Source organism: Butyrivibrio hungatei (assembly GCF_900101605.1).
Classification (GTDB): Bacteria; Bacillota; Clostridia; order Lachnospirales; family Lachnospiraceae; genus Butyrivibrio; species Butyrivibrio hungatei_B.
Genome location: NZ_FMUR01000004.1, coordinates 137,096 through 161,378 on the forward strand (window position 1 = coordinate 137,096; position 24,283 = coordinate 161,378).

Genomic DNA, 24,283 nt, shown 5'->3' on the forward strand with positions numbered 1-24,283 from the left:
AGGCAAAGTCCTCCATCATAAAAAAGAAATAAATAAATTAAATTGATTTTGGACGGATGCTTGTGATTTTCGTCAAAGAACTTCCTTCTGTCGGTCGGGAAGTTAAGATTTCCTGACGGCAAGGCACTTCAGGCCTATCTGCCGCTTCGGTCCAATCATACGATCACTGCACCGTCTATGTTTGTGAAAACATTGTTTTTGTTTTCTGTCTGATCCATGGCTGTAACGACCATGTTATTGGGAACGTTCACTATAAAAGCAAGCTGGTCAACCAGAATAAGTGACTCTTTTATTCCCTTTTCACCGGCCTCAGCTTTTCCACGGTTAAGTCTCTGCATCTGTTCAGCAGAAAGTTCAATATTTCTGTCGCTGAGTCTGTTCACGGCATGCTTAGAAAATCTAAGATTCTCCGTGCTGATATTATTATCGGCAGACTCTTGGATTTTGTTTAGAACAGATGCAAAAGAATTTTCACCTGTTGGAATATTTTGTTTGTTCTTGTCCGTTTTGGGTACAGTACCATTTAAATATTGGTCCTGCACCTGCCCGATGGACATAAACTGACGACCATCCATTGTCATAGCTTACACCTCCTGTGCGTTTTCGGTATTTTTACCGAATGTTCTATGCTCATTTCCTCTGAGATCATCAATCTTATTCACATAACCGAGAAGTCCGGCTGAATATTTTCCTTCCGGATCAATATAATTTCTGGTCTTCAGATCAATATTCATGTAGCGTTCGTACAGATCATCAATCTTTTTTCCATGAGTCTCGAGTGTGATTTCATCAAGATCGGCAGGAAGAGAACCAATTTCATCCAAAAATCCCTTCATGGAACTTTCAAGTTCTTCAATCTTGCCAACATACTGCTTAAGCGCTGTCTCATAGTCTTTACTGATGAGATCGGTAGTCTTTTTGTCAAAACCTTTATAATCATCATCAAGCGCCCATATACGATCACCGTACTCACCAAGGTTGACAATTTCGAGAAGATTGGGAAGTTTATCCATTTTCTCGATAAATTCATTGGCCTCGTTGTAGGCCGCAGCATACTCAGCGCCAAGCACCTGTGTAACATCGTCGACATTATAGTTGTTGCCGTTAATGTTAAGATAAGCCTTGTTACCACTGTAAGTAACAAAATCTACAACACCTTGAATATCGGTTGTCTCATGGGTCTCAGGATTAGTCTGTGTTATGGTCACAGTCTTTCCAACCATCTCTGATGCTCTTGAAAGACTCATGGCGTTAGCCATATTATTCATTTGCTCAACCTGAGTAAATGTAGCATACTGCGAAATATATTCTGTATTTGATGTAGGCTCCATGGGATCCTGATATTTCATCTGGGCGACAAGGATCTTTAGAAAAGAATCCTTGTCATATCCCTTCGCCTGATTGGTTTTTTCTTTATTCTCTTTATTATTCGCAGCATTCTGAATCTTACCGTCTTTAACTACTGCGCTAACAGAATTCACCTCTGCCATAATAACCTCTTTTCCGGCGGCTTAAGCACTAAAGTCAACAGTGTTTCCGCTCATAGCCATCATCTGTGCCGATATCCTTTCGGCCTCATTCATATCTGCTTCGTTCATAATATCATCCGAATCCAAAAGATTGATCCTTCGAAGTCCTTTTCTGCTCTTTGGAGCCTCACCATTATTTCCTTCGCTTCCGCCCTGTTGCTGAAGATTCTCTTCAAAGGCATGGCTTGAAACCGTAACTTCTATAGAATTAACCTTTATTCCCTGCGCTTCAAATTTTTGCTGAAGCTGGATCATCTGGCTCTCAACTGCTTCTTTTACGATTTCATTCTGTGCCGTAAATCTTGCAATAATACCGTCCTTACCGCTTGTAAGAAGGATATTCACATTACCGAGACTTGCCGGGTGAAGTTGAAGTTCCATCTTGGTCACATCTTCGTTTGCCGAAACAGTAATCTTTTCCGTGATCTGTCTCACGATGTTCTCCATCTGAGCTCTGTCGGTATATGCAAGCATCTCTTCAGCCGCATTTGAACCGTTAATCGCATCCGTAACTCCGTTAAGGAATTGATTAAACACGGTTGTTCCCTGCGATCCGTGATCGTAGTTTCCGGACTGATCGTTATGTTTTGTTGTATTATTGGAATTTTCGACGGGCTTAAATTCATCCTTAAAGACATCGGTTCTTTCTACAGAAGCCTCTTTTTTGACATCCGTATGGATTTCCTTATCCACAGGCTTCTCGAAAGCTTTTTCCGGTCTAAGATCGTTTATCTCGATCAAAGGCTCTTTTTCTGCCTTCGGTTCGACATCTGTTTCCGTCACTTGAGAAAATTCCTCATGCATGTTGCTGACAACGGTCTCAAAATCTTCCTCAGTTAAGCCAAACTCATTCATAAGTTCGCTTCTCATACCATCCGCATCCTCCATGAGGTCCTGCAATGATGTGTAGAGGTCTGAGTCTGTGATAAGATTTACCGCCTGTTCCTGTCCTCCTACAGAAGAAATAAGCTGTATAAGATTTTCAGGTTTAAACAGATCTATCGCAGTAATTCCAAGTGCCTGCATGGCATTTACGATATCTTCCTCAGATACGTCAAGTTCTTCTGCGATCCGGGTAATCAGCTTCTTACCTTCTTCTGCAATGGCATCCTGCAGCTCTTCGCCGGCTTCCTTGCCATTTGTTTCATTCGTAGCAACTTTGCTGTCTGTATCGATAAGATCCTTATCTGTTCCCACATTGTCGCTTGTCACATCCTTTGAAGCAACGGTCGGGTCATTCTTCTGCACCGATACATTAACATCCGTCTTATCCTTTGATGCAGTCACATCTTTTGCCGTATTTACGGAATTAAGCTGTGTAACCGCATCATTTGCCCTGTTCAGGATAACATCAAAGCTTGTCGAAGCTTTTGCGCTATATCCTTCAGACATTGTTACGACTGAAACACTTGAGGCTGCAGTGCCGTTAGCCATAATATTCATGGCCGCACTAATTGGGTTTGCCGCACTGCTCATAGCTTCCTCCTTATGTGTTTAATCTACAAGATGCATAATTCCATAAAGAGATTATGGCATCTCATACATTATATCGGCTTAATATCTTAAACCTTTATACATAATTCAAAAGTTTTTTTTCAAAAAATCTCAGTCTATCATCCTGTAACTTTTGTTGATTTGCCCTTAAGCGCATTTGGTTCCAAAAGCTGAGTAAGTTTTGCGGCATTCTCTTCTTTCATCTGCGCAAGGATATCGCCACGGTTTTCTACGCTCATCTGTGCCAATATCTTGGAAACAAGCTCAATCTGGTTCTCATTTACCATCTCATCAAAAATCTTAGCCGCCTGTTTTGCCTTCATTCCCGAATATGTCGTAGCAAAAGCCTTGATCGCAGCTTCTTCGCCCTCATCACGTTTGATCTTCTCATAAATTTTCGCAGCCGTATCGGGATCTATCTGTTCGAAATACTTGGCATATTCCTCAGGGTCGGGCGCATTGTCGTTATAAACTATACTGTTATAAAAAGCCGCCCTCTCCTCATAGAACTCTTTTTGCTGTTGCTCGAAAGGCTCAAGCCTTGCAACTTCCGCTTCAAGTCTGTCTATTGTGGAAGCGTAGCTGCTATTCTGGTTCATCTCATCCTGAAGTGCCTTTTCAAGTCTCTTGATATAAGCATTGGCTTCTTCGATTGTCTGGATTCCTCCCGCTTCGCTTCCTTCCGTGCTGAAGTCGATAGGTTCATCAATCTTTGCATCTACATCATTTCTTGCTTCCTTGGGCAAAATAGCATTTATAACGGGAATATCCTTAATGAGCGGAGCCATGATATCGGATCCGAAGTTTCCCACGTTGAACTTTATAAGAAGCGCCATTATGGCAAGCCAAATAAGAACAATGAAAAAAGTGATCACAATTGTGGCAATTCCGCCCGCATCGTCGCCGCTAAGTTCCGCCGTTCTCTCCGCAAACTCATGCAGCTTTTCTTTATCAGCTTTTCTCTGTTCTTTAAGTTTCTTCCTGTATTCTAATTTGTCAGCTTTAAGTTTTGCTTTTGCCGCCTTCTGATCTTCAAAAGGAGACATCGGCATTCCTATATCAGCCATATTTACTTCTTCTCCTGTTGTCTCTGTCCGTACGTGAAACTACTTCTCTGGTCGTTCTCTTTAGCTTCTTCCTGCTTTTCTTCCTCAAGGTACTCAGCATAAGCCCTGTCACGCAGTGTTTCCTGCATTTTCCTCTCTTGGATGGCTCTTGTAAGCTTTACTCTTACCTTTTCGACCTCAGCTTCATATTCCTTGATAACCCTTGACTGAGACGCGATCATAACGTCCATCTGAGCCGTGGCATACTGATTGTCCAGTATATCCTGAAGTCTCAGACTCGCTTCATTTCTAAGCTCCTCAGCCTCAATAAGATAATTCTCTTTTCTTTTTACATACTCATCCAGAATATCATACTGTTTATTAAGCTCCGACTGGGCCGCAGCAAATTCCATCTTTACCTGCCCCTCGGTTTTTTCTTTGATATTCAGGATGCTCTGCATCTTATAGACAAATCTTGCCATAATAAAACCGCCGATTTATCAAAATCTGAACATATTTATAAGTTGATTCCTGATCTCTTCAAACGAGAATTTTTCATCCGTCTCCTGCAAAAGAAATTCATTTACCATATCAATCTTGGAAATCGCATAGTCTATATTCTTGTTCGCGCCCATTCTGTACGCGCCGATATTTATAAGATCCTCGGCATCATTGTAGGTTGCAAGCACGCTTTTAAGCTTTCCGGCAGCCTTCTTGTGCTCGGGATCAGCGATTGCCGACATACATCTTGAAATGCTCGCAAGAACATCTATAGCCGGATAATGGTTCTTTTGTGCAAGTTTTCTGTTAAGAACGATGTGTCCGTCCAGAATACCTCTCGCAGTATCCGTGATGGGTTCATTCATATCGTCACCGTCGACAAGAACGGTATAAAGACCTGTTATCGAGCCTTTTTTTGACTTTCCCGCACGCTCAAGTAGCTTTGGCATCTCAGCATATACGCTCGGCGGATATCCTCTTGAAACAGGCGGTTCTCCGCTCGCAAGGCCGATTTCTCTCTGTGCCATCGAAAAACGGGTAAGCGAATCCATCATAAGAAGGACGTCTTTGCCCTTATCCCTGAAATATTCGGCAATGGAAGTAGCCGTCTTTGCAGCCTTAAGTCTCTCAAGAGCAGGTCTGTCGGATGTAGCGCAGACAACGATCGAGCGCTTCATACCTTCTTCTCCCATATCTCTTTCAATAAACTCTCTCACTTCCCTGCCTCGCTCTCCGATAAGTGCGATAACATTTATATCAGCCTGTGTATTTCTTGCAAACATACCAAGAAGCGTACTCTTACCAACGCCGGAACCTGCAAATATCCCAATTCTCTGCCCTTTTCCGACTGTAAGAAGTCCGTCAACAGCCTTTACGCCAAGCGAAAGAACTTCTGATATCGGATCTCTCGTAAGAGGATCCGGCGGCTGATTCTCGACGGAATAGGCAACTCCGCCTTCAAGCATTGTTCCCTGTCCGTAAGAAATCCCATCAATTCTTCCAAGTCCGTCAAGAGTTTTTCCCAAAAGTCCTTCGCCCACATGTACCCTGAGCGGCGAGTCTGTATTCTCGACGATACTTCCGTTTCCTATGCCACTTACATTCTCATAAGGCATAAGCTGAACATGATTATCCTTAAATCCCACAACTTCAGCCATAGCAGGTTTGGCATCAATGCTTATCGCAGATTCACTGTCTTTTTTCTTTGGATAAATAAGACAGATATCACCGAGTTTCGCATCCGGCCCCGCCGATTCGATGGTAAGACCGATAACATTGACAACCTTGCCCCTCATGCGATAATAAGGAGCATTTTGCATTTTCTTGTATTTAGATATATCAATTGAAGATGTGAGCATAATTTATAACCTACTCTTTATCTTTTCTTCCTGTCAAAAGAAAGAAGTTTGAGTTTCCTTGTGAGCTCAGAAAGCTCAACTCCGAGACTGCAATCAAAAACGCCGCTGTCCGATTCGATCATGCATTCATTTTTCTTAAGAAGTGGATCTTCGATAATCTCCATTGTCGTACTCGGAGAAGTAATACATGCATCGATTGAATCTTTTTCTTCCATGACATCGTCATAATCATCGGGAGAAATATGCACGATAAGGTTGTTACCGGGCTCAATCCTTGAAAGCGTATTCTTAAGAAGATGAAGAATGATTCCTTTATCCTCTCTCATATCGACGCCAAATACATGCTCATAGATCTGAGTCAGCACGTCAACCATCTCAGGTTCAAGTTCATCGACAATCTGCTGATACTCTTTATCGAGTTCTTCCTGCTTTTGAAGCGTTTCCTGTTTGATCTGTTCAACAGCCGCAAGGCCTTCCTGATAACCTGTTTCATAGCCTTGCTGCCTTCCCTGTTCCATGGCCTGACTTCTGATATTCTCAGCCTGTTGCTGTGCATCATTAATTATCATCTCGGCCTGTTCCTGAGCCTGCTGGAGTTTAAGATCTATCTCAGCCTGCATGGCCTCCATATCAAACTGAGGATCAGGGAACGAGCCCAGCATATTCTGGTCCTGAGTCAGCTGATCGATCTGTTCGAGGCCTATACCCGGAACAAAATCCTCAACACTATCCCCTTCTTCGTATCCTTCCTCCTGCATCATTCTGGTTCTCTGACGCTTAAGTTCTCTTTCCTGATATGCTTCAATCTTCCTGTTGGAAAGATCGTTATTATCTATTATTCTTGCATCGCTCTGATCAAAACTCACGAAGCCGGCTTTAAAAAGATTAGACAATTAGCTCATCACCTCCACCTCTGGAGATTACAATTTCACCGGAATCCTCAAGCTTTCTGATGACATTTACAATCTTCTGCTGAGCCTCTTCAACATCCTTCATACGAACAGGGCCCATGAAATCCATATCCTCTCGTATCATGGCTGCAAGACGCTTTGAAAGGTTGTTGAAAATAGCATTCTGAACCTGCTCCGTAGCACCTTTACATGCAAGAGCAAGATCACTGTTCTCAACTTCACGCAGCACTCTCTGAATAGATCTGTCGTCCAAAAGAAGAACGTCCTCGAACACAAACATCTTCTTTCTGATCTCGTCTGCAAGTTCGGGCTCTTCGATCTCGAGAGTCTCCATGATATGCTTTTCTGTAGCTCTGTCTACCGTATTCAGGATTTCTACAACAGCGTCTACGCCGCCGATGATCGTGTAATCCTGGTTTACAAGAGAAGAAAGCTTTGATTCAAGCACTTTTTCCACTTCCTTTATGGTATCCGGACTTGTTCTGTCCATGGATGCGATACGCTTTGCAACATCAGCCTGCCTGTCAGGCGGAAGAGCCGACAATACCATCGCACTCTGTGACGGTGACATATATGACAAAATAAGTGCGATCGTCTGCGGATGCTCATCCTGAATAAATGTAAGTATCTGAGAAGGTTCTGTCTTTCTGATGAACTCAAAGGGCTTAACCTGAAGTGAAGCCGTAAGTTTACTGATGACATCGAGAGCCTTGTCTTCACCGAGAGCTTTTTCAAGAAGTTCCTTGGCATAGCTGATACCGCCTTCCGCGATATATTGCTGAGCAAGGCAGACTCCGTAGAACTCTTCCAGAATTGCCTCTTTGATCTGCGAAGTAACGCTTCTTGTATTGGCAATCTCAAGGGTAAGTTCCTCGATCTCCTCCTCCTTAAGATGCTTAAATATGGTGGACGATTTTTCAGGTCCAAGTGCAATAAGAAGAATCGCCGCTTTTTGTGTGCCGGTAAAATCCGCTATTAATGGATTTGAGCCGCCTATATCCATAATATTTCACCCCATCATGTATAGTCTTCGTTTAACCAGTTTCGAAGAAGCGTTGCGGCCGCTTCCGGATTCTCGTCAACGAATTTCTCAATAAGTCTCTTTGTCTCAGATCCCGTATCCATCTCGATATCTTCAAGAAATTCCTCGGGCTGTGATTCAAGTAGTGATTCGACAGACAAAGGTTCGGGTTCTTCCACTTCCTCCGCCTTCTTTGTAGTCCACATACTCCTTATGATAATAAATGCAAGAAGTCCAAGGATCACTATGATAAGCGCAATCTGAAGTATGTCCGAAAGTGTCACGGAAGATCCCGTCTTATCAAAAAACATATACTCCGTAGATACCACCATGGCTACTTTCTCAGCCGGAATTCCCGTTGCACCGGAAACAATATTGATGATATTATCATCAGCCCCCTCTGTCGTAGGATCTACATGCTGAGCCTTAAAATCTTCCCACGAAAGATTTTCGTGATCTGCGCTGTTATAATCCTCTTCATTCATTACAATGTAGTTTATCGCCGTAACAGATATTGAAGAAGACGCATATTTGACGGCACCCGGCTGATTCGTGGTAGTTGTTATCTTTTCATTTGGAAGATAATCTCTCGATTCCTCATTGATATTTGAACTCGAGTTGTTATTGTCCTGTGTTACATATGTCGTCTCATCATCGGCATTTGTATCCGTTCCGGGTATGCCGCTTATACCGTTTACATTTTCTGCCGTATAGATATCTTCATGACTGAGAACACCCTGAGTCTGATCTTCGGCAGGTGTATAGTCATGCTGGACAACCTCTTCATGTGAAAAATCCATATCAAGATTACTTGCAACCTCAACCGCATCATACAGCTTGGTTCCAAGTAAAACTTTTTTCACTTCATTTTTTACGATCTGCTCCGCTTTGGACTTAAGCGAAAGCTGCGTGCTTGCAAGCCCCGTTACGGTAGTATCTTCATCTCCCGAAAATAACAGATTGCTAGCACTATCCATGATCACGATACCTTGGGTATCGGAATTTCCGAGAGCCTTAGCTACAGCCTTGGCAAGAAAAGCCGCATTATCTTCGGTGAACTCTGCTCCCTCTGCAATTTCAAGCATAATAGAAGCCGAAGATTCTTCTTTATTACCTATAAGTGTGCCGTCATTATCCGGAATATGAAGCTTGACATGAGCAACTTCTATTGCAGAGAAATTCTGAATAAAATCAGATTCAAGCTGCTTCTCCAGATATACCACATACTTTTTTTGTTTGTCCGATTCTGTTGTGGAAAAACTTCCGTTAGTTACGTTATCGATACTGTATGCATATGACTGTATGTCGTTTGCACCTAAAAGAAGATTAGCATTAGCACGGTCTTTTTTCAGAACCTTAAAGTCAAGACCGTCATCCGACATCTTGTAATTGACGGCATTTGAGTCCAAAAGTTCCTTGATCTCCGATGCCTCTTTTGTAGAATTGGCAGATGCCAAAAGAACATATTGAGGCTGATTTAAAGCAGACAACAAGATGATAAGTGTCAGAAGAACTACTGTCCCCGCTCCAACAACCAGCGTTTTTTGTTTCGCTGTAAACTTGTTCCACCAATCGAGAATTTTCTGCCAGAGCTCTTTAAACCTGTCAGCCATTTATTCTCCCTCCCAAAAAAACTAAAAAACTAAATAAAATGAAAAATCAGATCTGCATCTGCGTGAGCTCTCTGTATGCAGCAAGCGCCTTATCACGCACGGCAATGGTATACTGAAGTGCAGTCTGCGCCTTCTGCAATGCGATCGTAAGATCATGCGTATTGTCAGTCTTGCCAAGAGCCCACCTTATCTCTTCATTCTCGGCATCTGATAAATATGCATTTGTTGTATTTATATTCTGCACGGCCTGATCAAAAATTGAAGAAAAAGAATCCGACGAGTCGTTATCATTCCCCAAAACGTTATAGACTCTGCTGTTTGTCTTCTCTGCATTCCTGATTGCCTGTGAAGTTACATTTCTAAGTTGTGATATATCAAGTGAAGCCATTAAATACATCCTCCAAAATATATGGCATTAAACATCTCAGACCTTATCAGCCGTTTCCAATCTCAAGACCTCTGGTAGCAAGATTCTTGCTTGCATTAAAAGCTGTGGCATTTGCTTCATAAGATCTGCTGGCATCAATAAGATTGGTCATCTCGGTAACCGTATTGACATTGGGATATGTCACATATCCGTTTTCATCCGCATCGGGATGTGAAGGATCGTAAACAATATTCATCTGAGTCCAGGTATCATCCTGCACTTTTGTAACCTTGACACCTCTTCCCGAATAATGGTCAAGTCTTTCGTTTAATATTCTTGAAAAAGGAGTCTGCGCACCTTTCTCGCCGAATGTAACAACCTTTCTGACATAAGGTGTTCCATCCTGTGTTCTTGTTGTATTTGCGTTGGCAATGTTTTCAGAGATAATGTCCATTCTGAATCTCTGAGCCGTCATTCCTGATGAGTTGATGTTGAAAGAATCGAAAATACTCATACCGACTACCTCCTATAAATTAAATAAAATGTATGAACCTTACGAAGACTTAGTAACAGCAAGAAGATTCTTGAACTCAGAATTAAGTCCTGCCATAAGTCCCTGATATTTAATCTGATTAGCGGCAAGTGTGACATTCTCAGTGTCGATGTCAACATTATTTCTGTCGGTTCTGTATGAGAAGTTTGAGTAGTCATTGACAACTCTTGCCTTTAAATGCTTATCCTTTAAATCCGAAACTTTCTGGTCCATGGTTCTGTATCTCGAATGTCCGAGTGCTCTCTCAAGCTCGTCTTCAAAATTCAGATCCTGTCTCTTGTACCCCGGAGTATCTACATTCGCGATATTGTTTGCGATAATCTCATTTCTTGTCCAAGACGCGTCAGACGCCTTATCCAAGACATTGATATAATCAAAAACACTGCTGTTTATCATGTTTTCCCTCCATAAATCATAAAGATGGGTATATTTTATGTATCATACTTATATTTATAATAGAATTTTTTTAGCTAAAATACAAGTAAAATATACTTTATGTTGTGCTTAATTTCAAAATAAACTACTAAATGAAGTACGAAAACTTATTTTAAACACAACTTAATTAAATGCAAAAATTAATATTAATATTAAACAAATGTTTTTCTGTGTTATTTTTTAACTTTTTATAATATAGATGTCTCACCAAGTGCTCCATACAAAAAGGGACCTATCTTTCGATAAATCCCTTCATCACGTATACTATCCGTATTTTATGCTGTTCTTTTTATATATCGGACGATCACATTTCCTGTTTTAGCTTCTTGATCTCGCTGAAGACAACGTCATTAATTACTTTGATATATGTTCCCTTCATTCCCGACGATCTTGATTCAATAACTCCCGCACTCTCAAATTTCCTGAGCGCATTTACTATAACGCTTCTCGTGATTCCGACTCTGTCCGCAATCTTACTTGCAACAAGCACGCCTTCCATTCCGTCAAGCTCATCAAATATATGAATGATCGCCTGCATCTCAGAAAATGACAATGTTCCGATCGCCGATTTTACAACAGCAAGCTTTCTGCTCTCTTCCGCATTCTCTTCATTTACGGCGCGGAGCATCTCAAGTCCCACAACCGTCGTTCCGTACTCGCACAGAATAATATCATCGATATCATAAGGTTTATCCGTCTTATAGATAAAAAGAGTACCGAGCCTTTCTCCGGCAATCTCTATGGGAGTAATGATTGCCTGAAATTTACTGCTGTCTATTCCTTCAAATCCGAGGGTCTCAAGATTAACATTTTCCTTTGTCGAAAGAATTGTAAGCAGTCTTTCGTTGAGCATCGGGTCTATAAACGATCCGACACTGTCAACCAGCAGTCCGCTGAGTGACTCAACGCTGGCGCTCTCGCCGATTCCCAGAACTTTTCCTTTCTTGCTTATTACAAACATGTTTGATGAGAGAATATCACATAAAACCCTGCAGATATCATTAAAGACCACTTTCCCCAAATTGCTGTTATGGAGCAGTTTTCCAATTTTTCGGGTTTTATCCAGTAGTTGAACACTACTCATAAGAATCTCCTTCTTCTATCATTAAAAAGAATTGTTTTCGTGGTGTCTTAACGTAATCTTAGCATAAAAATATAGGCGCTTCAAACAATAAAGCGCCTACAATTATGAAAAAAATCTAAATTTTTCTAAATATTCAACCAACTCAATTATTCTTCTCGAGTTCGTCCTTATTGCATACAAATCCGCAATCGGTATTTGTACAAGCCAGCTTGCTGCTCTTTGCAACCATAAGACTTCCGCACTTTGGACATTTTGTCGAAACAGGTCTTGCCCAAGACATGAAGTCGCACTCCGGATTATCAATGCATCCGTAGAAAATACGTCCCTTTCTTGTGCGCTTCATAACAATATCTTTACCGCACTTAGGGCACTGAACACCAATCTTCTCATAATAAGGCTTGGTATTCTTGCACTCAGGGAATCCGGGACAAGCAAGGAACTTACCGTGCGGTCCGTACTTAATAACGAGATTTCTTCCGCAAACTTCGCAGATCTCATCCGTAACTTCGTCCTGAACCTGAATTTTCTCCATTTCCTTCTCTGCATCGGCAACAGCCTGATCAAGGTCGGGATAGAAGTTTCTGATAACAGTTTTCCACTTAACCTCACCGTCGGCGATTCCGTCAAGAAGTGATTCCATGTTGGAAGTAAAGTTTACATCAACAATCTGAGGGAAAGCGTCATTCATCATTTTATTGACAGCCTGTCCAAGCTCTGTGATGTAAAGGCTCTTATTTTCTTTTGTAATATAGTGTCTTGCAATGATCGTAGAGATTGTAGGTGCGTATGTACTTGGTCTGCCGATACCAAGAGCCTCCAGATCATGAACAAGAGAAGCCTCTGTATAATGAGGAGCCGGTTGCGTAAAGTGCTGGTCTTCCTCAAATGACTCAAATACAAGCTCAGAGTCCACATTAAGATTGGAAGAAATAACATTCTTCTCAACCTGATCGTCTTCGTCGGTATATACATTAAGGAAACCGTCGAATACAGTCTTTGATGCAGCCATTGTAAATCTGTGCTCTCCCGCATCAATCTTAACCGATGTCGTCTCATATTTTGCGGCAGCCATTCTGCTTGCCATGAATCTTCTCCATATGAGCTGATAGAGTCTGAACTGATCCTTTGAAAGGTATTCTTTTACCGTAACGGGATGTTTATCGATATACGAAGGTCTGATCGCTTCGTGTGCATCCTGAATCTTAACATCCTGCTTCTTTGTTCCGGTGTTTGAAGCAAGATACTCATCACCGAAATTCTCGGAAATATATTTATTTGCAGTTGCGACAGCTTCATCCGAAACACGTGTGGAATCTGTTCTGAGGTAAGTGATAAGACCAACCGTTCCCTCTTTTCCAAGATCGATTCCTTCATAGAGCTGCTGAGCAACACGCATTGTCTTCTGTGTAGAGAAGTTGAGCGATTTTGATGCTTCCTGCTGAAGTGTTGATGTTGTAAAAGGAAGTGGTGCCTTCTTAGTTCTCTCACCCTTCTTTATATCCGTAACCTTGAACTTCTTGCCCTTAAGTGAAGCGCAGATTGCATCAAGATCGGCTTTGCTTTCTATTTCTTTCTTCTCATCGGTCGTTCCGTAGTAATGAGCCACGATAGGCTTCTTCTCGCCTTTTATCTTGAGATTGACATCAAGTGTCCAATACTCTTTGGGAATAAAAGAATCAATCTCTTCTTCCCTATCCGCAATGATCCTAAGTGCAACCGACTGCACTCTTCCGGCACTTAAGCCTCTTTTTATCTTGGACCAGAGAAGCGGTGAAATGCTGTAACCAACCATTCGGTCAAGCACTCTTCTTGCCTGCTGTGCATCAACGAGATTCATATCAATGTCCCTTGGATGCTTCATTGCTTCCTTGACGGCATTCTTTGTGATCTCATTGAATGTAACTCTCTGTATCTTAACATCCGATTCATTTAATTTAAGAGCCGAGATAAGGTGCCATGAAATAGCTTCACCCTCTCGGTCAGGGTCAGTTGCGAGATATACGCACTTGGCCTTCTTGACCTGTTTTCTGAGAGAAGCGAGTACATCGCCCTTTCCTCTGATTGTTATATATTTAGGTTCGAAGTCATTATTGATGTCTACCCCCATCTGACTTCTCGGAAGATCTCTGACATGACCGTTACTTGCCGCAACTTCATATCCGGAACCCAAAAACTTCTTTATAGCTTTAACCTTTGTGGGTGACTCAACGATAAGAAGCGAATTTTTCTTATCCCCTGTACGCTTGCTACTTGCCATTGTTTAAATTATGCCCCTTCATATATATTAATTGTTAATTATGTTTGTTCCGCTTAAAACTCACGTTCTTATTAATATACATTTTTAAAGTTTTCGTCAACCCCTTTAATAAATTATTATCAATTTGCTGCCACCTTAACCTGCTTTGACAAATGATGAAGCGCCTTCTCCTCATACATCCTGTTGTCAACAAATTCCATGAAATCTTTGCCGTGCATTTCCATTTCCTTGCTGTAAACGGCAATGCCCGCACTCACCGAAAGATCCATCTTGCCGCGGTTGCTCCACTCAAAATCTTCAACAAGTTTTTTAACCTGATGAATTCTCTTTTCAATCTCGAGTTCATCGGTCATATGAGTTATAATGCAGAACTCGTCTCCACCATATCTTCCGACAACGTCCTTCTTGTCAAACGTCTCAAGAAGGATTGCCGCAATTCCCTCAAGCACCTCATCTCCGACCTTATGTCCGAAGTTATCGTTTATAAGCTTAAAGTAATCAATATCTATCATGACGGCGCAGAAAGGATTCTCCGCACTGTCAGCCATAGCTTTTCGTAGTGCCGCATCTATTCCTCTTCTGTTCACGGTTCCCGTCAGATAATCCATATGGATGTCTCTTCTCTGGACATAGATAAAAAGAACCATAAACGCAAATACGGAAGATGCGTAAGCAAAGTTTATATACGGGATAAAATACTGCAGGATCTCACCCGTAAGAACTATAGCCGGAAGCGCCTGAATCGGTGCTACGTACCACTTATGGATATAGTTCTTATATACAGTTATAAACGCAAAAATTATCGCACATGACATGATCTGCATAAAAAGTCTTAACATATACAAACTTCCCCTCTCAAAACCCGTCTTATAGCTGATTAAAAACCATCCCTTTGACAGATGCGCATCAAGAGCAACAAGTATAAAGTTAAAGATCGCATAGATCATAATAGGGTTTATATATAAGTTTCGTCCGCTCCTGTCATCGGCGGTAACAAAACTGTCAATATATTTAATTGCGAATAGGAAGCTGAACGGATCCAGAGCATATATCAGATAACTTGTCAGCTTCGAAAGGAATATGAAGTTTCCGTCAGAAAGACTTACTATGTCTCTCACAGCGGAAACTCCGACCAATATGGCCAGTATTCCGATCAATCTGATATAAGCTGCACTGGAATGAGACTTTCTGCCCCTCTCCTGGAAGAACAGTAACATAAGAGACAGAAACAATGTGTAAACATTAATCACAAAATCCCCTAAGAACGCCATATCCATAGCAAATCCCCCTATTAGTTTAAGAAAACAACGTTTATTTGTTGCCAATATTTCCTAAACAAAAACCCTTATACATTTTTACTACGGGGGTCTAATTTTTTCAAGACGTCTTAGTCATAATACACAAATGTCAGTGCAAGATTTGCGAGTATTGGTGCAGTTTTATGCATATTTTATAAAAATTCTCTAAACAATAACACGAGATATTATAAAGTTGCATCAATTTTAGTTACTGCTTGTAATTGCATTGTCTATATTTTCAGAAAGCCAGGCTATCCATTCATCGAAGCCCTCACCCGTCTTTGCGCATATAGGAATTATCTTGGCTTTCGGATTTCTCATCAGAACATATTCTTTGCATTTTTCGAGGTCAAAATTAAAATATGGCATGACATCGATCTTATTGATCAAAACCACGTCGCATATAGAAAACATGAGGGGATACTTAAGAGGCTTGTCATCTCCTTCAGGTACGGAGAGGATCATTGCATTCTTGGTACTTCCCGTATCAAACTCCGCGGGACATACAAGGTTCCCGACATTCTCAAGAACGGCAAAATCAACGTCTTCAACTCCCAAAGCCCTAATTCCCTGCCTAGTCATGTCGGCATCAAGATGGCACATTCCTCCTGTGTGAAGCTGTATCGCCTTTACCCCGGTCTCTGCGATCTTAAGTGCGTCAACATCAGAGTCTATATCAGCCTCCATGACGCCAATACGGTATTTGTCCTTAAGTCTGGCGATCGTCTGTGAAAGAGTCGTCGTCTTTCCGGCTCCCGGTGACGACATAAGATTTAAAAGAAAAGTCTTGCTCTTTTTTAACTCTTCCCTTAACCTGTTCGCATCCTCATCGTTACTTTCAAAAATACTTCTCTCAAGATCTATAATTCTTACATTTCCCATAAAATAAAACCTCCGTTTTTTAATTAAAAATTATGAAAAAAGATCTTTCTTTCTCTGAATCATTTCATCGATCTGAGACATATAGAGTTTAACATCTTTAACATTATCGCATCTCTCAATTCTGCCGTCATATCCATAAACTCTTTTTGTTACGGTTCCCGCACCAAGTGCAACAATTGACTGAACTTCTTCATTAATGAGTATATTGTAGATTCCGGCTTTTCCGGGACGCGCATAACCCGTATTTTCAAAATTTCCGCTTATATTTTTCTGCCTGTACAGATAATACGGAGTAAGCCCCATTGAAAGAGCTCCCTCAGATGCAATCTTCATCATTTCTTCCGTATTTTTAATAGAAGAAAAGACATCACCTTTTTGTTCACCTTTAAGCTCCTTCTGCTTCAGAACTTCGGCAAGTTTGGAGCCTCTCTTGATCGCAAGCGAATGAACAGTAAGATCGTCCGGAGCAAGTTTTTTTATCTCTTCCATTGTATATCTGACATCATCCGCAGTCTCATAAGGAAGGCCAAGGATAATATCCATGTTAATATTATCAAAACCTTCTTCTCTTGCCATATTATAAGAGTCCACAAGCTGGCTCACAGTGTGCCTTCTTCCGATAAGTTCAAGAGTCTTATCCCTCATGGTCTGAGGATTTACAGAAATTCTGGTAACGCCCATCTTTTTCATGGTCGCAAGTTTTTCCCTAGTGATGGAATCGGGGCGTCCCGACTCAACCGTAAGCTCTTTTACCTTTGAAACATCAAGCTTATCGTAAACATATCCTAGAAGTCTCTCTATCTGCTCAGGAAGAAGCGTTGTGGGTGTTCCACCTCCGACATAGATAGTATCAAGCGTCTTGCCCTTGAAATTCTCGGAGACGTAATCAATTTCTTTCATTATGCATTCAAGATAGTCATCAACAATATCCGCATAGGAACATATCGGATATGATGTAAACGAACAGTAAAGACATGTCGTCGGACAAAAAGGAATACCGATATAAAGGCTGTAACCGTTGTCATAATCGATATTTTTTAATATCTCTTTTTCCCTGTGTGCAATCGAAAGACTGAGCGCGGTCTTCTCATCGCTCGTATAATAATTGTCCTTCATATATTTAAATATTTCTTCATCGCTCATGTCCTGTTCGATGAGATTCATAACGATTCGTGTAGGCCTTATACCCGTAAGATTTCCCCACGGAAGTTCTCTTTTTGTTTCAAGGCTTAACATCCTGTAAATATTCTTTTTAAGATCATTTTTGGATACGGAGACATCTATATCGTAAATCTTATCCCCTTCATCCGCTTCGTATTTCCCATCGGATGATACAATTACTTTTACATCCTCCGAAGGAAAAAAAGCTTTAAAAAGCGAATGAATATCATATCCGTATTTATCTTCCGTTGTAATAATCTTTATCATAAAAACACCCTGGTTAAAAAGAAAGAATGCAAAAAACGCATTCTTTCGTAAATTCCTATTTCATAAAAGAAAAATCTTTAAATATCTGAATTTCGGTAAATGGGTATGACCTGCTTAAGCATATGGATTATACTCTTTCTCATGCCCGATCGTCGTTATATCCCCATGCCCCGGATAAACAATCGTCTCATCCGGAAGGACAAACAACTTTTCTCTGACAGATCTAACAAGCTCACTCGTTGAACTTGTAGGGAAATCGGATCTGCCCACAGATTCTTCAAACAGTGTATCACCGCTTATAAGCACATTATCATCTTCTATATAATAGCAGCATCCTCCCGATGTGTGTCCGGGCGTTGCGATAAGCTTAAAAGAAAGCCCCGCAGCCTCGATGATATCACCGTCTTTATATGTAACATCCGGCTTAATGCCGAAATTATTTCCAAAAGAAACGGAAAGGTTAAGATGAGGGTCGCTGCATATAGCAGCTTCCTTCTCATAACAACCAACCTTTGCTCCCGTAAGCTCCTTGAGCTCGGGAATTCCCATTATATGATCGAAATGTCCGTGCGTCAAAAGTATCAGATCGACTACGAGATCATTTTTTGATAATTCTTCAAATATTCTTTTTCCCGCATCCGCAGGATCGAAAACGACAACATGTTTCTTGCCGTTTTCATCGATTCTGTCCGCATCAAAAACAAAATAGCAATTTGTAGCTATCATTCCGAGCGTCAGCACACCGACCTGTATGTTATGCTTACTCATCAGCCTGTCGTCCTTTCGATGTCGATTACGCTTTCGATCATTCTTATCTTATCTACAATTCCTCTAAGCTGTCCTCTTGAAGAAACCTTAAAGGACATTTCCATAGTCGCAAGTCCCTGCTTGCTTGTTCTTGTATTCATTGAAATGATATCAATATCTTTTTCCGTAAGTGCTCTGGAAATATCGGCCAAAAGACCGTTTCTGTTATTTGCAAATATCTTGATGGTAGCAACATATTTGCCGCCGCTCTGAGAATCGGACTGCCATTTTGCTTCAATAAGCCTTGTTTTGTCCTCTTCCTGCATTTTAATAACATTGACGCAGTCTCTTCTGTGAATCGAAACTCCTCGGCCTCTTGTAACAAAGCCGCATATCTCATCACCGGGAACCGGATTGCAGCACTTGGAAAATCTGACTGCAACATCATGAACGCCCTTGACGATAATTGCATTGTCGGAACTCGAAACCTGAGGCGTTACATTTGACTCGGCAACAGCCGCAAGTACCTCTTCATCAGTCATGTTGCGCTTGTGATCTTTTTCTCCAAGCTCAAGCATCTTATTGATGATCTGGCCCTCTTTTAGACCGCCGTGTCCAACAGCCGCAAGTACAGCATTCCAGTCATGGAATCCGTATTTATTGATAACTATAGCCTGAAATTCAGGCTTTGATATTGCAAAAAGATCTATTCCCTTACTCTTACAATACTCAATGAGAAGTTCTCTTCCTTTTGCGATATTCTCTTCTTTAAGCTCATTTCTGAACCACTGATTGATCTTATTCTTGGTCGAAGTAGCCTTGGCGATCGCAAGCCAGTCTCTACTCGGCCCTCTTGAATTCTGGCTGGTGATAACCTCAACTCTGTCGCCGTTCTGAATCTTGTAATCAATCGGAACGAGTTTACCGTTTACCTTGGCTCCTATCATCTTATTACCTACAGCAGAATGAACGCTGTACGCAAAGTCGATGGGCGTAGAGCCCGCCGGCAGATTCTTAACTTCTCCCGTGGGAGTAAAGCAATAAACATCCTCAGAAAAAAGATTAAGATCACTCTTTAAGAGGTTCATAAACTCCTGGTTGTCAGACATGTCCTGTTGCCATTCCAAGATCTGACGAAGCCATATCAGCTTCTCCTCTTCGCCGTTTTCAGCCTTACGTCCGTCTGAAGCTTCTTTATACTTCCAATGCGCAGCAATACCGTATTCGGCAGCTCTGTGCATATCATAAGTCCTTATCTGAATCTCAAAGGGCTGACCTGTCTGACCGATAAGTGTCGTATGAAGCGACTGATACATATTGGGCTTGGGCATAGCGATGTAATCTTTAAATCTTCCGGGAATCGGCTTATACATCTCATGAATTACACCAAGTGCCGCATAACAATCCTTAACGGTTCCGACAATGATCCTTATTGCAAAAAGATCGTATATCTGATCGAGAGTCTTGTTCTGATTGCGCATCTTTTTATATATACTGAAAAAATGCTTTACTCTGCCGTTAACTTCTCCCGAAATACCGGCATCGGCAATGGCCTCTCTTACTTTTACGCAAATATCCTCGACATACTTTTCTCTCTCGTTTTTCCTTATGGCAACCTTCTCAACGAGATCGTAATAAATGTCGGGTTTAAGATATTTGAGCGAAAGATCGTCCAGCTCAACCTTAATACGGCTGATACCGAGCCTTCCGGCAATAGGTGAATAAATATCAAGAGTTTCCTGAGCAATCCTCGACTGTTTTTCGGGAGGCATATGCTCAAGCGTGCGCATATTGTGAAGTCTGTCGGCAAGCTTGATAAGGATGACTCTGATATCTTTTGCCATAGCAAGGAACATCTTACGCAGGTTCTGAGCCTGCATATCAATCTGTTCCTGAGTCTTGTTGCCCATATCACTGTTGGCATGAAGCTGCAAAGCAGTCAGTTTTGTAACACCGTCAACCAAAAGCGCAACATCGGCGCCAAAACTCTCTTCTATCTGTTCTTTGGTAAGTATGGTATCTTCAACGACGTCATGAAGCAGTCCCGCAGCTATAGTCTCTTTGTCCATTTCTAGATCTGCCAGTATTATGGCAACACAAAGAGGGTGAATTATATATGGTTCACCCGATTTTCTAAGCTGCTCCTTATGAGCTTCAGCCGCTTCCTGATACGCCTTTTCAATTAGAGTAATGTCGTCGGACGGATGGTATTTTCTAACCCTCGCGATAAGTCCTTCATAAAGTTTGTCAGGCGATTGGAATTCCTCAATGGCTTCAATTTTTCCATCATCGAAGTCCTGTGGCATGTAAATTACTTCCCTTCGTAGCTTATTGCAGAATCAAGTCTGTATTTGCTGAGTCTCTCTCTGCCCTTCAATCCCTTGAGTTCCATGAGAACAAGGATTCCGGCAACTTCACCGCCAAGCTTCTCAACAAGTTTGATCATGGCCTCAATTGTTCCGCCTGTAGCCATAAGATCGTCTACCAAAAGAACCTTCTGTCCCGGCTTGATAGCATCTTTATGAAGTTCAAGTACAGCCTTTCCATACTCAAGGTCATATTCAACTTCAATAGTTTCACAAGGAAGTTTTCCCTTCTTACGAACAGGAACAAGTCCCTTTCCTCTTGCATATGCAATGGGTGCACTGAAAATAAATCCTCTTGACTCAGCGCCCAAAACAACATCAAAATCAAGATCCTTTACAAGGTCCATCATCTCATCGATCGCAAGTTTGAATCCGTCGGGATCCTGCAAAACCGATGTAATATCTCTAAACATGATACCTTCTTCAGGAAAATTGGGAATGGTTCTGACGTAATCTTTTAATTCTTTCATTGAATAGTCCTCTCTGAATTATGCACCAAACGTGCGTTATCACATAAAAATAATTTTTCAACTTAAAATTATATCACAAAATGCGGCTTTCCGCGAATATTGTTTATAGTTCGCAGGCTGTCTGAAGTAATTTTCTCATTTTTTTATTTAGGATTATATTTTAATTGTCTTTTGTTAACCTTACTCCATTAATAGGTTGACAATCAAAATCCCCTATGCTCTAATTAGAGAGCCATTAAAAATAAAGGGGAATGCCATGAAAACAAAAGAAATTATTTTTATAGCGTTGTTCGCAGACTTGATTGCAGTAGGTGCATTTATCCGTATCCCGGTCCCCGTCTGTCCGTTCACGCTTCAGTTTCTTTTTACTACACTGGCCGGTGTAATTCTTGATAGTAAAAAAGGTGCTATGGCAGTTTCACTTTACGTGTTGCTTGGATTGGCAGGACTGCCGGTATTTACCGGTGGCGGCGGAATAAATTATGTCTTTCAACCCACCTTTGGTTATCTTATCGGATTTATTGCAGGAGCTTATCTCACAGGAAAGATTGTCTATTCCGGCAAACTTACAATGTCAAGGTTGTTACTTGGTTGTTTTACCGGTCTTATGATTGTCTACGCAATGGGAATGGCATATTATTGGGCAATAAGCCGCTTCTGGCTCAAGAGTCCCATTGGATTGTGGCCACTATTCCTGTATTGTTTTTTGCTTGCGGTTCCCGGAGATATCTGCCTTTGCATTCTTTCTGCTATTCTTGGCAAAAGACTCATACCTGTATTGAACTTGAAATTTGAGATTGCCAAATAAATGAGCGGAATATATTGAAACGAGGATTACAAATGAGTAAAGGATTATTTATCACAGGTACGGGAACTGATGTCGGAAAAACATACATCACCGGACTTTTACTAAAAAAACTTAATGACGCGGGATTTAACAGTGCATATTATAAAGCCGCAATGAGCGGAAATGAAAAGGATGAAAACGGCGACTTGATTCCGGGTGATGCCACTTTCGTAAAAAATATTTCCGGTATATCACAGGATGTAAAGGCTATGTGCCCATATATTTATGAGACTGCCGTTTCGCCTCATCTCGCATCTAAGATAGAAGGCTCACCGGTTGAGTTAGATGTTGTCGAGGACAACTATAAAAGACTTGCATCACAATATGATTATATTATCACTGAGGGAAGTGGCGGAATTATCTGCCCATTAAGATATGATAACAAACACTATTTACTTGAAGATGTGATAAAGTTACTCGATTTACCATGTCTTGTCATAGCTGATGCGGGACTTGGAACGATAAACAATGTTGTTCTTACAATTGATTATATGAAGACTCGTAATATTGCAGTCAAAGGAATAATTTTTAACCGCTTCCACCCCGGTGATGTAATGGAAGAAGATAATAAAAAAATGTGTGAAGCATATACCGGCGTTCCGGTCATCGCCGGCGTAAAAAATGATTCTAAAGAAATAGAATTAAATGGCATATTTTTAGCTTCGCTATTTGAATAGGAGAAAACTATGATTTGGTATCCATATACTCAAATGAAAACAATGGCTCCACCAATAAAGATTGCCTCAGCTAAGGGGGTTCATCTATATACAGAAGACGGCCATGACTTGATCGACTCTATATCATCCTGGTGGAGTGTAATTCACGGATATAATAATCCTGTAATTAATGATGCGATCAAGGAACAGCTGGATAAATTTGCACATGTTATGCTCGGAGGACTTACACATGATTCTGTTCAAAAGCTGTCAGATAAACTGGCTGAGTGGTTGCCGGGAGATTTAAACTACTGCTTTTTTTCTGATTCAGGAAGTGTTGCTGTAGAAGTTGCCCTAAAAATAGCCTTGCAGTTTAACACAAACCGCGGTTCAGATAAAAACATTATACTTGCGTTGGAGCACGCTTATCACGGCGATACTTTTAAGGCAATGGAGGTAGGTGATGACGAAGATTATCACTTTGCATTCGGTAACTCCAACGAAAAAAAGCAGGGGGTTGTACATATTCCAACCGAAATACCCGCTCTTGAAAATGCATTTAAAAAATATGGTGATAGACTGAGTTGCTTTATTGTGGAGCCATTGCTTCAAGGGGCCGGCGGAATGCGAATGTATGACATATCCTTTCTTGAAAGAGCAAAACAGCTTTGTGATGAATATGATGTGCTTCTGATTTTTGATGAGGTCGCAACAGGATTTGGAAGGACAGGAAATCGCTTTGTTGCAGATCTTGTTCTACCGGATATTTTGGTTCTGGGAAAGGCTTTAACAGGGGGATATATCGGACATGCAGTAACAGTTGCCAACGAACGTGTTTGGAACGGTTTCTTAAGCGACGACTCATCTCACGCTCTTATGCATGGTCCAACTTTTATGGGGAATGCACTGGCCTGTGCCGCTGCCATAAAATCTATCGAGCTTTTTGAAAAGGGAAATTATCTTGAAAAAATAAAACACATAGAAGAAATAACTCTAAATGCCTTTGAAGATTTTTCTTCTGATAAAATCCAAGAAATAAGAATAATGGGCGGATGTATTTGCATTGAAGTAAAAGACGAAAAATATCTGGAAGGTTTTCGCCAATATGCTTTTGAACATGGTGTTTTCACGCGGCCATTCCTAAAATATATGTATGCAATGGTTCCCTATATTATAGAGGATTGGGAACTTGTTAAAGTTATAAATGTCATGAAAACCTGGCTGTGTTCTAAATAGAGTCCTATCAATATATATTTCCTCCTTGTCAAATTAACGTAACGATTGTATAATCTTCTTTGTGCTTATCAAAACAAGCAGATGCTGGAATAGCGCAGTTGGTAGCGCAACTGATTCGTAATCAGTAGGTCGAGGGTTCAAGTCCCTTTTCCAGCTCTAATAAATACATTTAATAAAAACAGCA

23 protein-coding genes and 1 tRNA gene are annotated in these 24,283 nt (G+C 41.1%); 4 read left to right on the plus strand and 20 right to left on the minus strand.

Annotated elements, in window-relative coordinates; translation table 11 throughout:
* Window positions 1-155 precede the first annotated feature (155 nt).
* The 20 genes from BLP87_RS02450 to BLP87_RS02545 form a co-directional block, all read right to left on the minus strand.
* Window positions 156-581 (minus strand): TIGR02530 family flagellar biosynthesis protein, encoded by a 426-nt coding sequence (locus tag BLP87_RS02450; RefSeq protein ID WP_074461282.1) that lies wholly within the window; start codon window positions 579-581, stop codon window positions 156-158.
* A 3-nt stretch (window positions 582-584) separates the two neighbouring features.
* Window positions 585-1,490 (minus strand): flagellar hook capping FlgD N-terminal domain-containing protein, encoded by a 906-nt coding sequence (locus BLP87_RS02455; RefSeq protein WP_074461283.1) that lies wholly within the window; start codon window positions 1,488-1,490, stop codon window positions 585-587.
* Between the two features lie 21 nt (window positions 1,491-1,511).
* Window positions 1,512-3,005, minus strand: coding sequence for a flagellar hook-length control protein FliK (locus tag BLP87_RS02460; RefSeq protein ID WP_074461284.1), 1,494 nt, complete (start codon window positions 3,003-3,005; stop codon window positions 1,512-1,514).
* Window positions 3,006-3,142: 137 nt separating this feature from the next.
* Window positions 3,143-4,090, minus strand: coding sequence for a magnesium transporter MgtE N-terminal domain-containing protein (locus BLP87_RS02465; RefSeq protein ID WP_083334423.1), 948 nt, complete (start codon window positions 4,088-4,090; stop codon window positions 3,143-3,145).
* 2 nt (window positions 4,091-4,092) lie between these two features.
* On the minus strand, window positions 4,093-4,551 hold the full coding sequence (locus BLP87_RS02470; protein ID WP_074461285.1) for a flagellar export protein FliJ: 459 nt from the start codon (window positions 4,549-4,551) through the stop codon (window positions 4,093-4,095).
* Window positions 4,552-4,569: 18 nt separating this feature from the next.
* Window positions 4,570-5,928, minus strand: coding sequence for a flagellar protein export ATPase FliI (gene fliI, locus BLP87_RS02475; protein ID WP_074461286.1), 1,359 nt, complete (start codon window positions 5,926-5,928; stop codon window positions 4,570-4,572).
* Window positions 5,929-5,945: 17 nt separating this feature from the next.
* Window positions 5,946-6,821 (minus strand): FliH/SctL family protein, encoded by an 876-nt coding sequence (locus BLP87_RS02480; RefSeq protein WP_074461287.1) that lies wholly within the window; start codon window positions 6,819-6,821, stop codon window positions 5,946-5,948.
* Entirely contained in the window at window positions 6,814-7,842 is a 1,029-nt protein-coding gene (gene fliG, locus BLP87_RS02485; RefSeq protein WP_074461288.1) for a flagellar motor switch protein FliG, read from the minus strand. The genes BLP87_RS02480 and fliG overlap by 8 nt, the downstream gene beginning before the upstream one ends.
* A 14-nt stretch (window positions 7,843-7,856) precedes the next feature.
* Window positions 7,857-9,473: a flagellar M-ring protein FliF C-terminal domain-containing protein gene (locus BLP87_RS02490; RefSeq protein WP_074461289.1), complete on the minus strand. Its 1,617-nt coding sequence runs from the start codon at window positions 9,471-9,473 to the stop codon at window positions 7,857-7,859.
* 46 nt (window positions 9,474-9,519) lie between these two features.
* Window positions 9,520-9,861, minus strand: a complete 342-nt coding sequence (gene fliE, locus BLP87_RS02495) for a flagellar hook-basal body complex protein FliE (RefSeq protein WP_074461290.1) — start codon at window positions 9,859-9,861, stop codon at window positions 9,520-9,522.
* Window positions 9,862-9,907: 46 nt separating this feature from the next.
* A complete protein-coding gene (gene flgC, locus BLP87_RS02500) occupies window positions 9,908-10,354 on the minus strand; it encodes a flagellar basal body rod protein FlgC (RefSeq protein WP_074461291.1) in 447 nt (148 codons plus the stop codon).
* Between the two features lie 39 nt (window positions 10,355-10,393).
* Window positions 10,394-10,789: a flagellar basal body rod protein FlgB gene (flgB, locus tag BLP87_RS02505; protein WP_026666844.1), complete on the minus strand. Its 396-nt coding sequence runs from the start codon at window positions 10,787-10,789 to the stop codon at window positions 10,394-10,396.
* A 343-nt stretch (window positions 10,790-11,132) separates the two neighbouring features.
* Window positions 11,133-11,912, minus strand: coding sequence for a GTP-sensing pleiotropic transcriptional regulator CodY (gene codY / locus BLP87_RS02510; RefSeq protein WP_026654729.1), 780 nt, complete (start codon window positions 11,910-11,912; stop codon window positions 11,133-11,135).
* A gap of 142 nt (window positions 11,913-12,054) precedes the next feature.
* Window positions 12,055-14,169 (minus strand): type I DNA topoisomerase, encoded by a 2,115-nt coding sequence (topA, locus tag BLP87_RS02515; protein WP_074461292.1) that lies wholly within the window; start codon window positions 14,167-14,169, stop codon window positions 12,055-12,057.
* A 119-nt stretch (window positions 14,170-14,288) separates the two neighbouring features.
* Window positions 14,289-15,446, minus strand: a complete 1,158-nt coding sequence (locus tag BLP87_RS02520; RefSeq protein ID WP_074461293.1) for a GGDEF domain-containing protein — start codon at window positions 15,444-15,446, stop codon at window positions 14,289-14,291.
* A gap of 225 nt (window positions 15,447-15,671) precedes the next feature.
* Window positions 15,672-16,349 carry a hydrogenase nickel incorporation protein HypB gene (gene hypB / locus BLP87_RS02525; RefSeq protein WP_074461294.1) on the minus strand — a complete coding sequence of 226 codons (678 nt, stop codon included), beginning with the start codon at window positions 16,347-16,349 and terminating at the stop codon, window positions 15,672-15,674.
* Window positions 16,350-16,379: 30 nt separating this feature from the next.
* Complete coding sequence (gene hemZ / locus BLP87_RS02530) at window positions 16,380-17,777, minus strand: coproporphyrinogen dehydrogenase HemZ (RefSeq protein WP_074461295.1); 1,398 nt, start codon at window positions 17,775-17,777, stop codon at window positions 16,380-16,382.
* 114 nt (window positions 17,778-17,891) lie between these two features.
* A complete protein-coding gene (locus BLP87_RS02535) occupies window positions 17,892-18,545 on the minus strand; it encodes an MBL fold metallo-hydrolase (protein WP_074461296.1) in 654 nt (217 codons plus the stop codon).
* Window positions 18,545-20,830, minus strand: coding sequence for a RelA/SpoT family protein (locus BLP87_RS02540; protein ID WP_074461297.1), 2,286 nt, complete (start codon window positions 20,828-20,830; stop codon window positions 18,545-18,547). Before BLP87_RS02540 ends, BLP87_RS02535 begins: the two co-directional genes overlap by 1 nt.
* Before the next feature lie 5 nt (window positions 20,831-20,835).
* Window positions 20,836-21,360 carry an adenine phosphoribosyltransferase gene (locus BLP87_RS02545; RefSeq protein ID WP_026654721.1) on the minus strand — a complete coding sequence of 175 codons (525 nt, stop codon included), beginning with the start codon at window positions 21,358-21,360 and terminating at the stop codon, window positions 20,836-20,838.
* Between the two features lie 256 nt (window positions 21,361-21,616).
* On the opposite strand from BLP87_RS02545, the gene BLP87_RS02550 reads away from it, so the two are divergent.
* The 4 genes from BLP87_RS02550 (at window position 21,617) to BLP87_RS02565 (ending at window position 24,255) form a co-directional block, all read left to right on the plus strand.
* A complete protein-coding gene (locus tag BLP87_RS02550; RefSeq protein ID WP_074461298.1) occupies window positions 21,617-22,168 on the plus strand; it encodes a biotin transporter BioY in 552 nt (183 codons plus the stop codon).
* Window positions 22,169-22,200: 32 nt separating this feature from the next.
* The gene (gene bioD / locus BLP87_RS02555) at window positions 22,201-22,884 is read left to right on the plus strand and encodes a dethiobiotin synthase (RefSeq protein ID WP_074461299.1); all 684 of its coding nucleotides are present in this window, start codon (window positions 22,201-22,203) and stop codon (window positions 22,882-22,884) included.
* Window positions 22,885-22,893: 9 nt separating this feature from the next.
* Entirely contained in the window at window positions 22,894-24,099 is a 1,206-nt protein-coding gene (gene bioA, locus BLP87_RS02560) for an adenosylmethionine--8-amino-7-oxononanoate transaminase (protein WP_074461300.1), read from the plus strand.
* An 83-nt stretch (window positions 24,100-24,182) separates the two neighbouring features.
* Window positions 24,183-24,255 (plus strand) — tRNA-Thr (locus BLP87_RS02565).
* The last annotated feature ends 28 nt before the right edge of the window (window positions 24,256-24,283 follow it).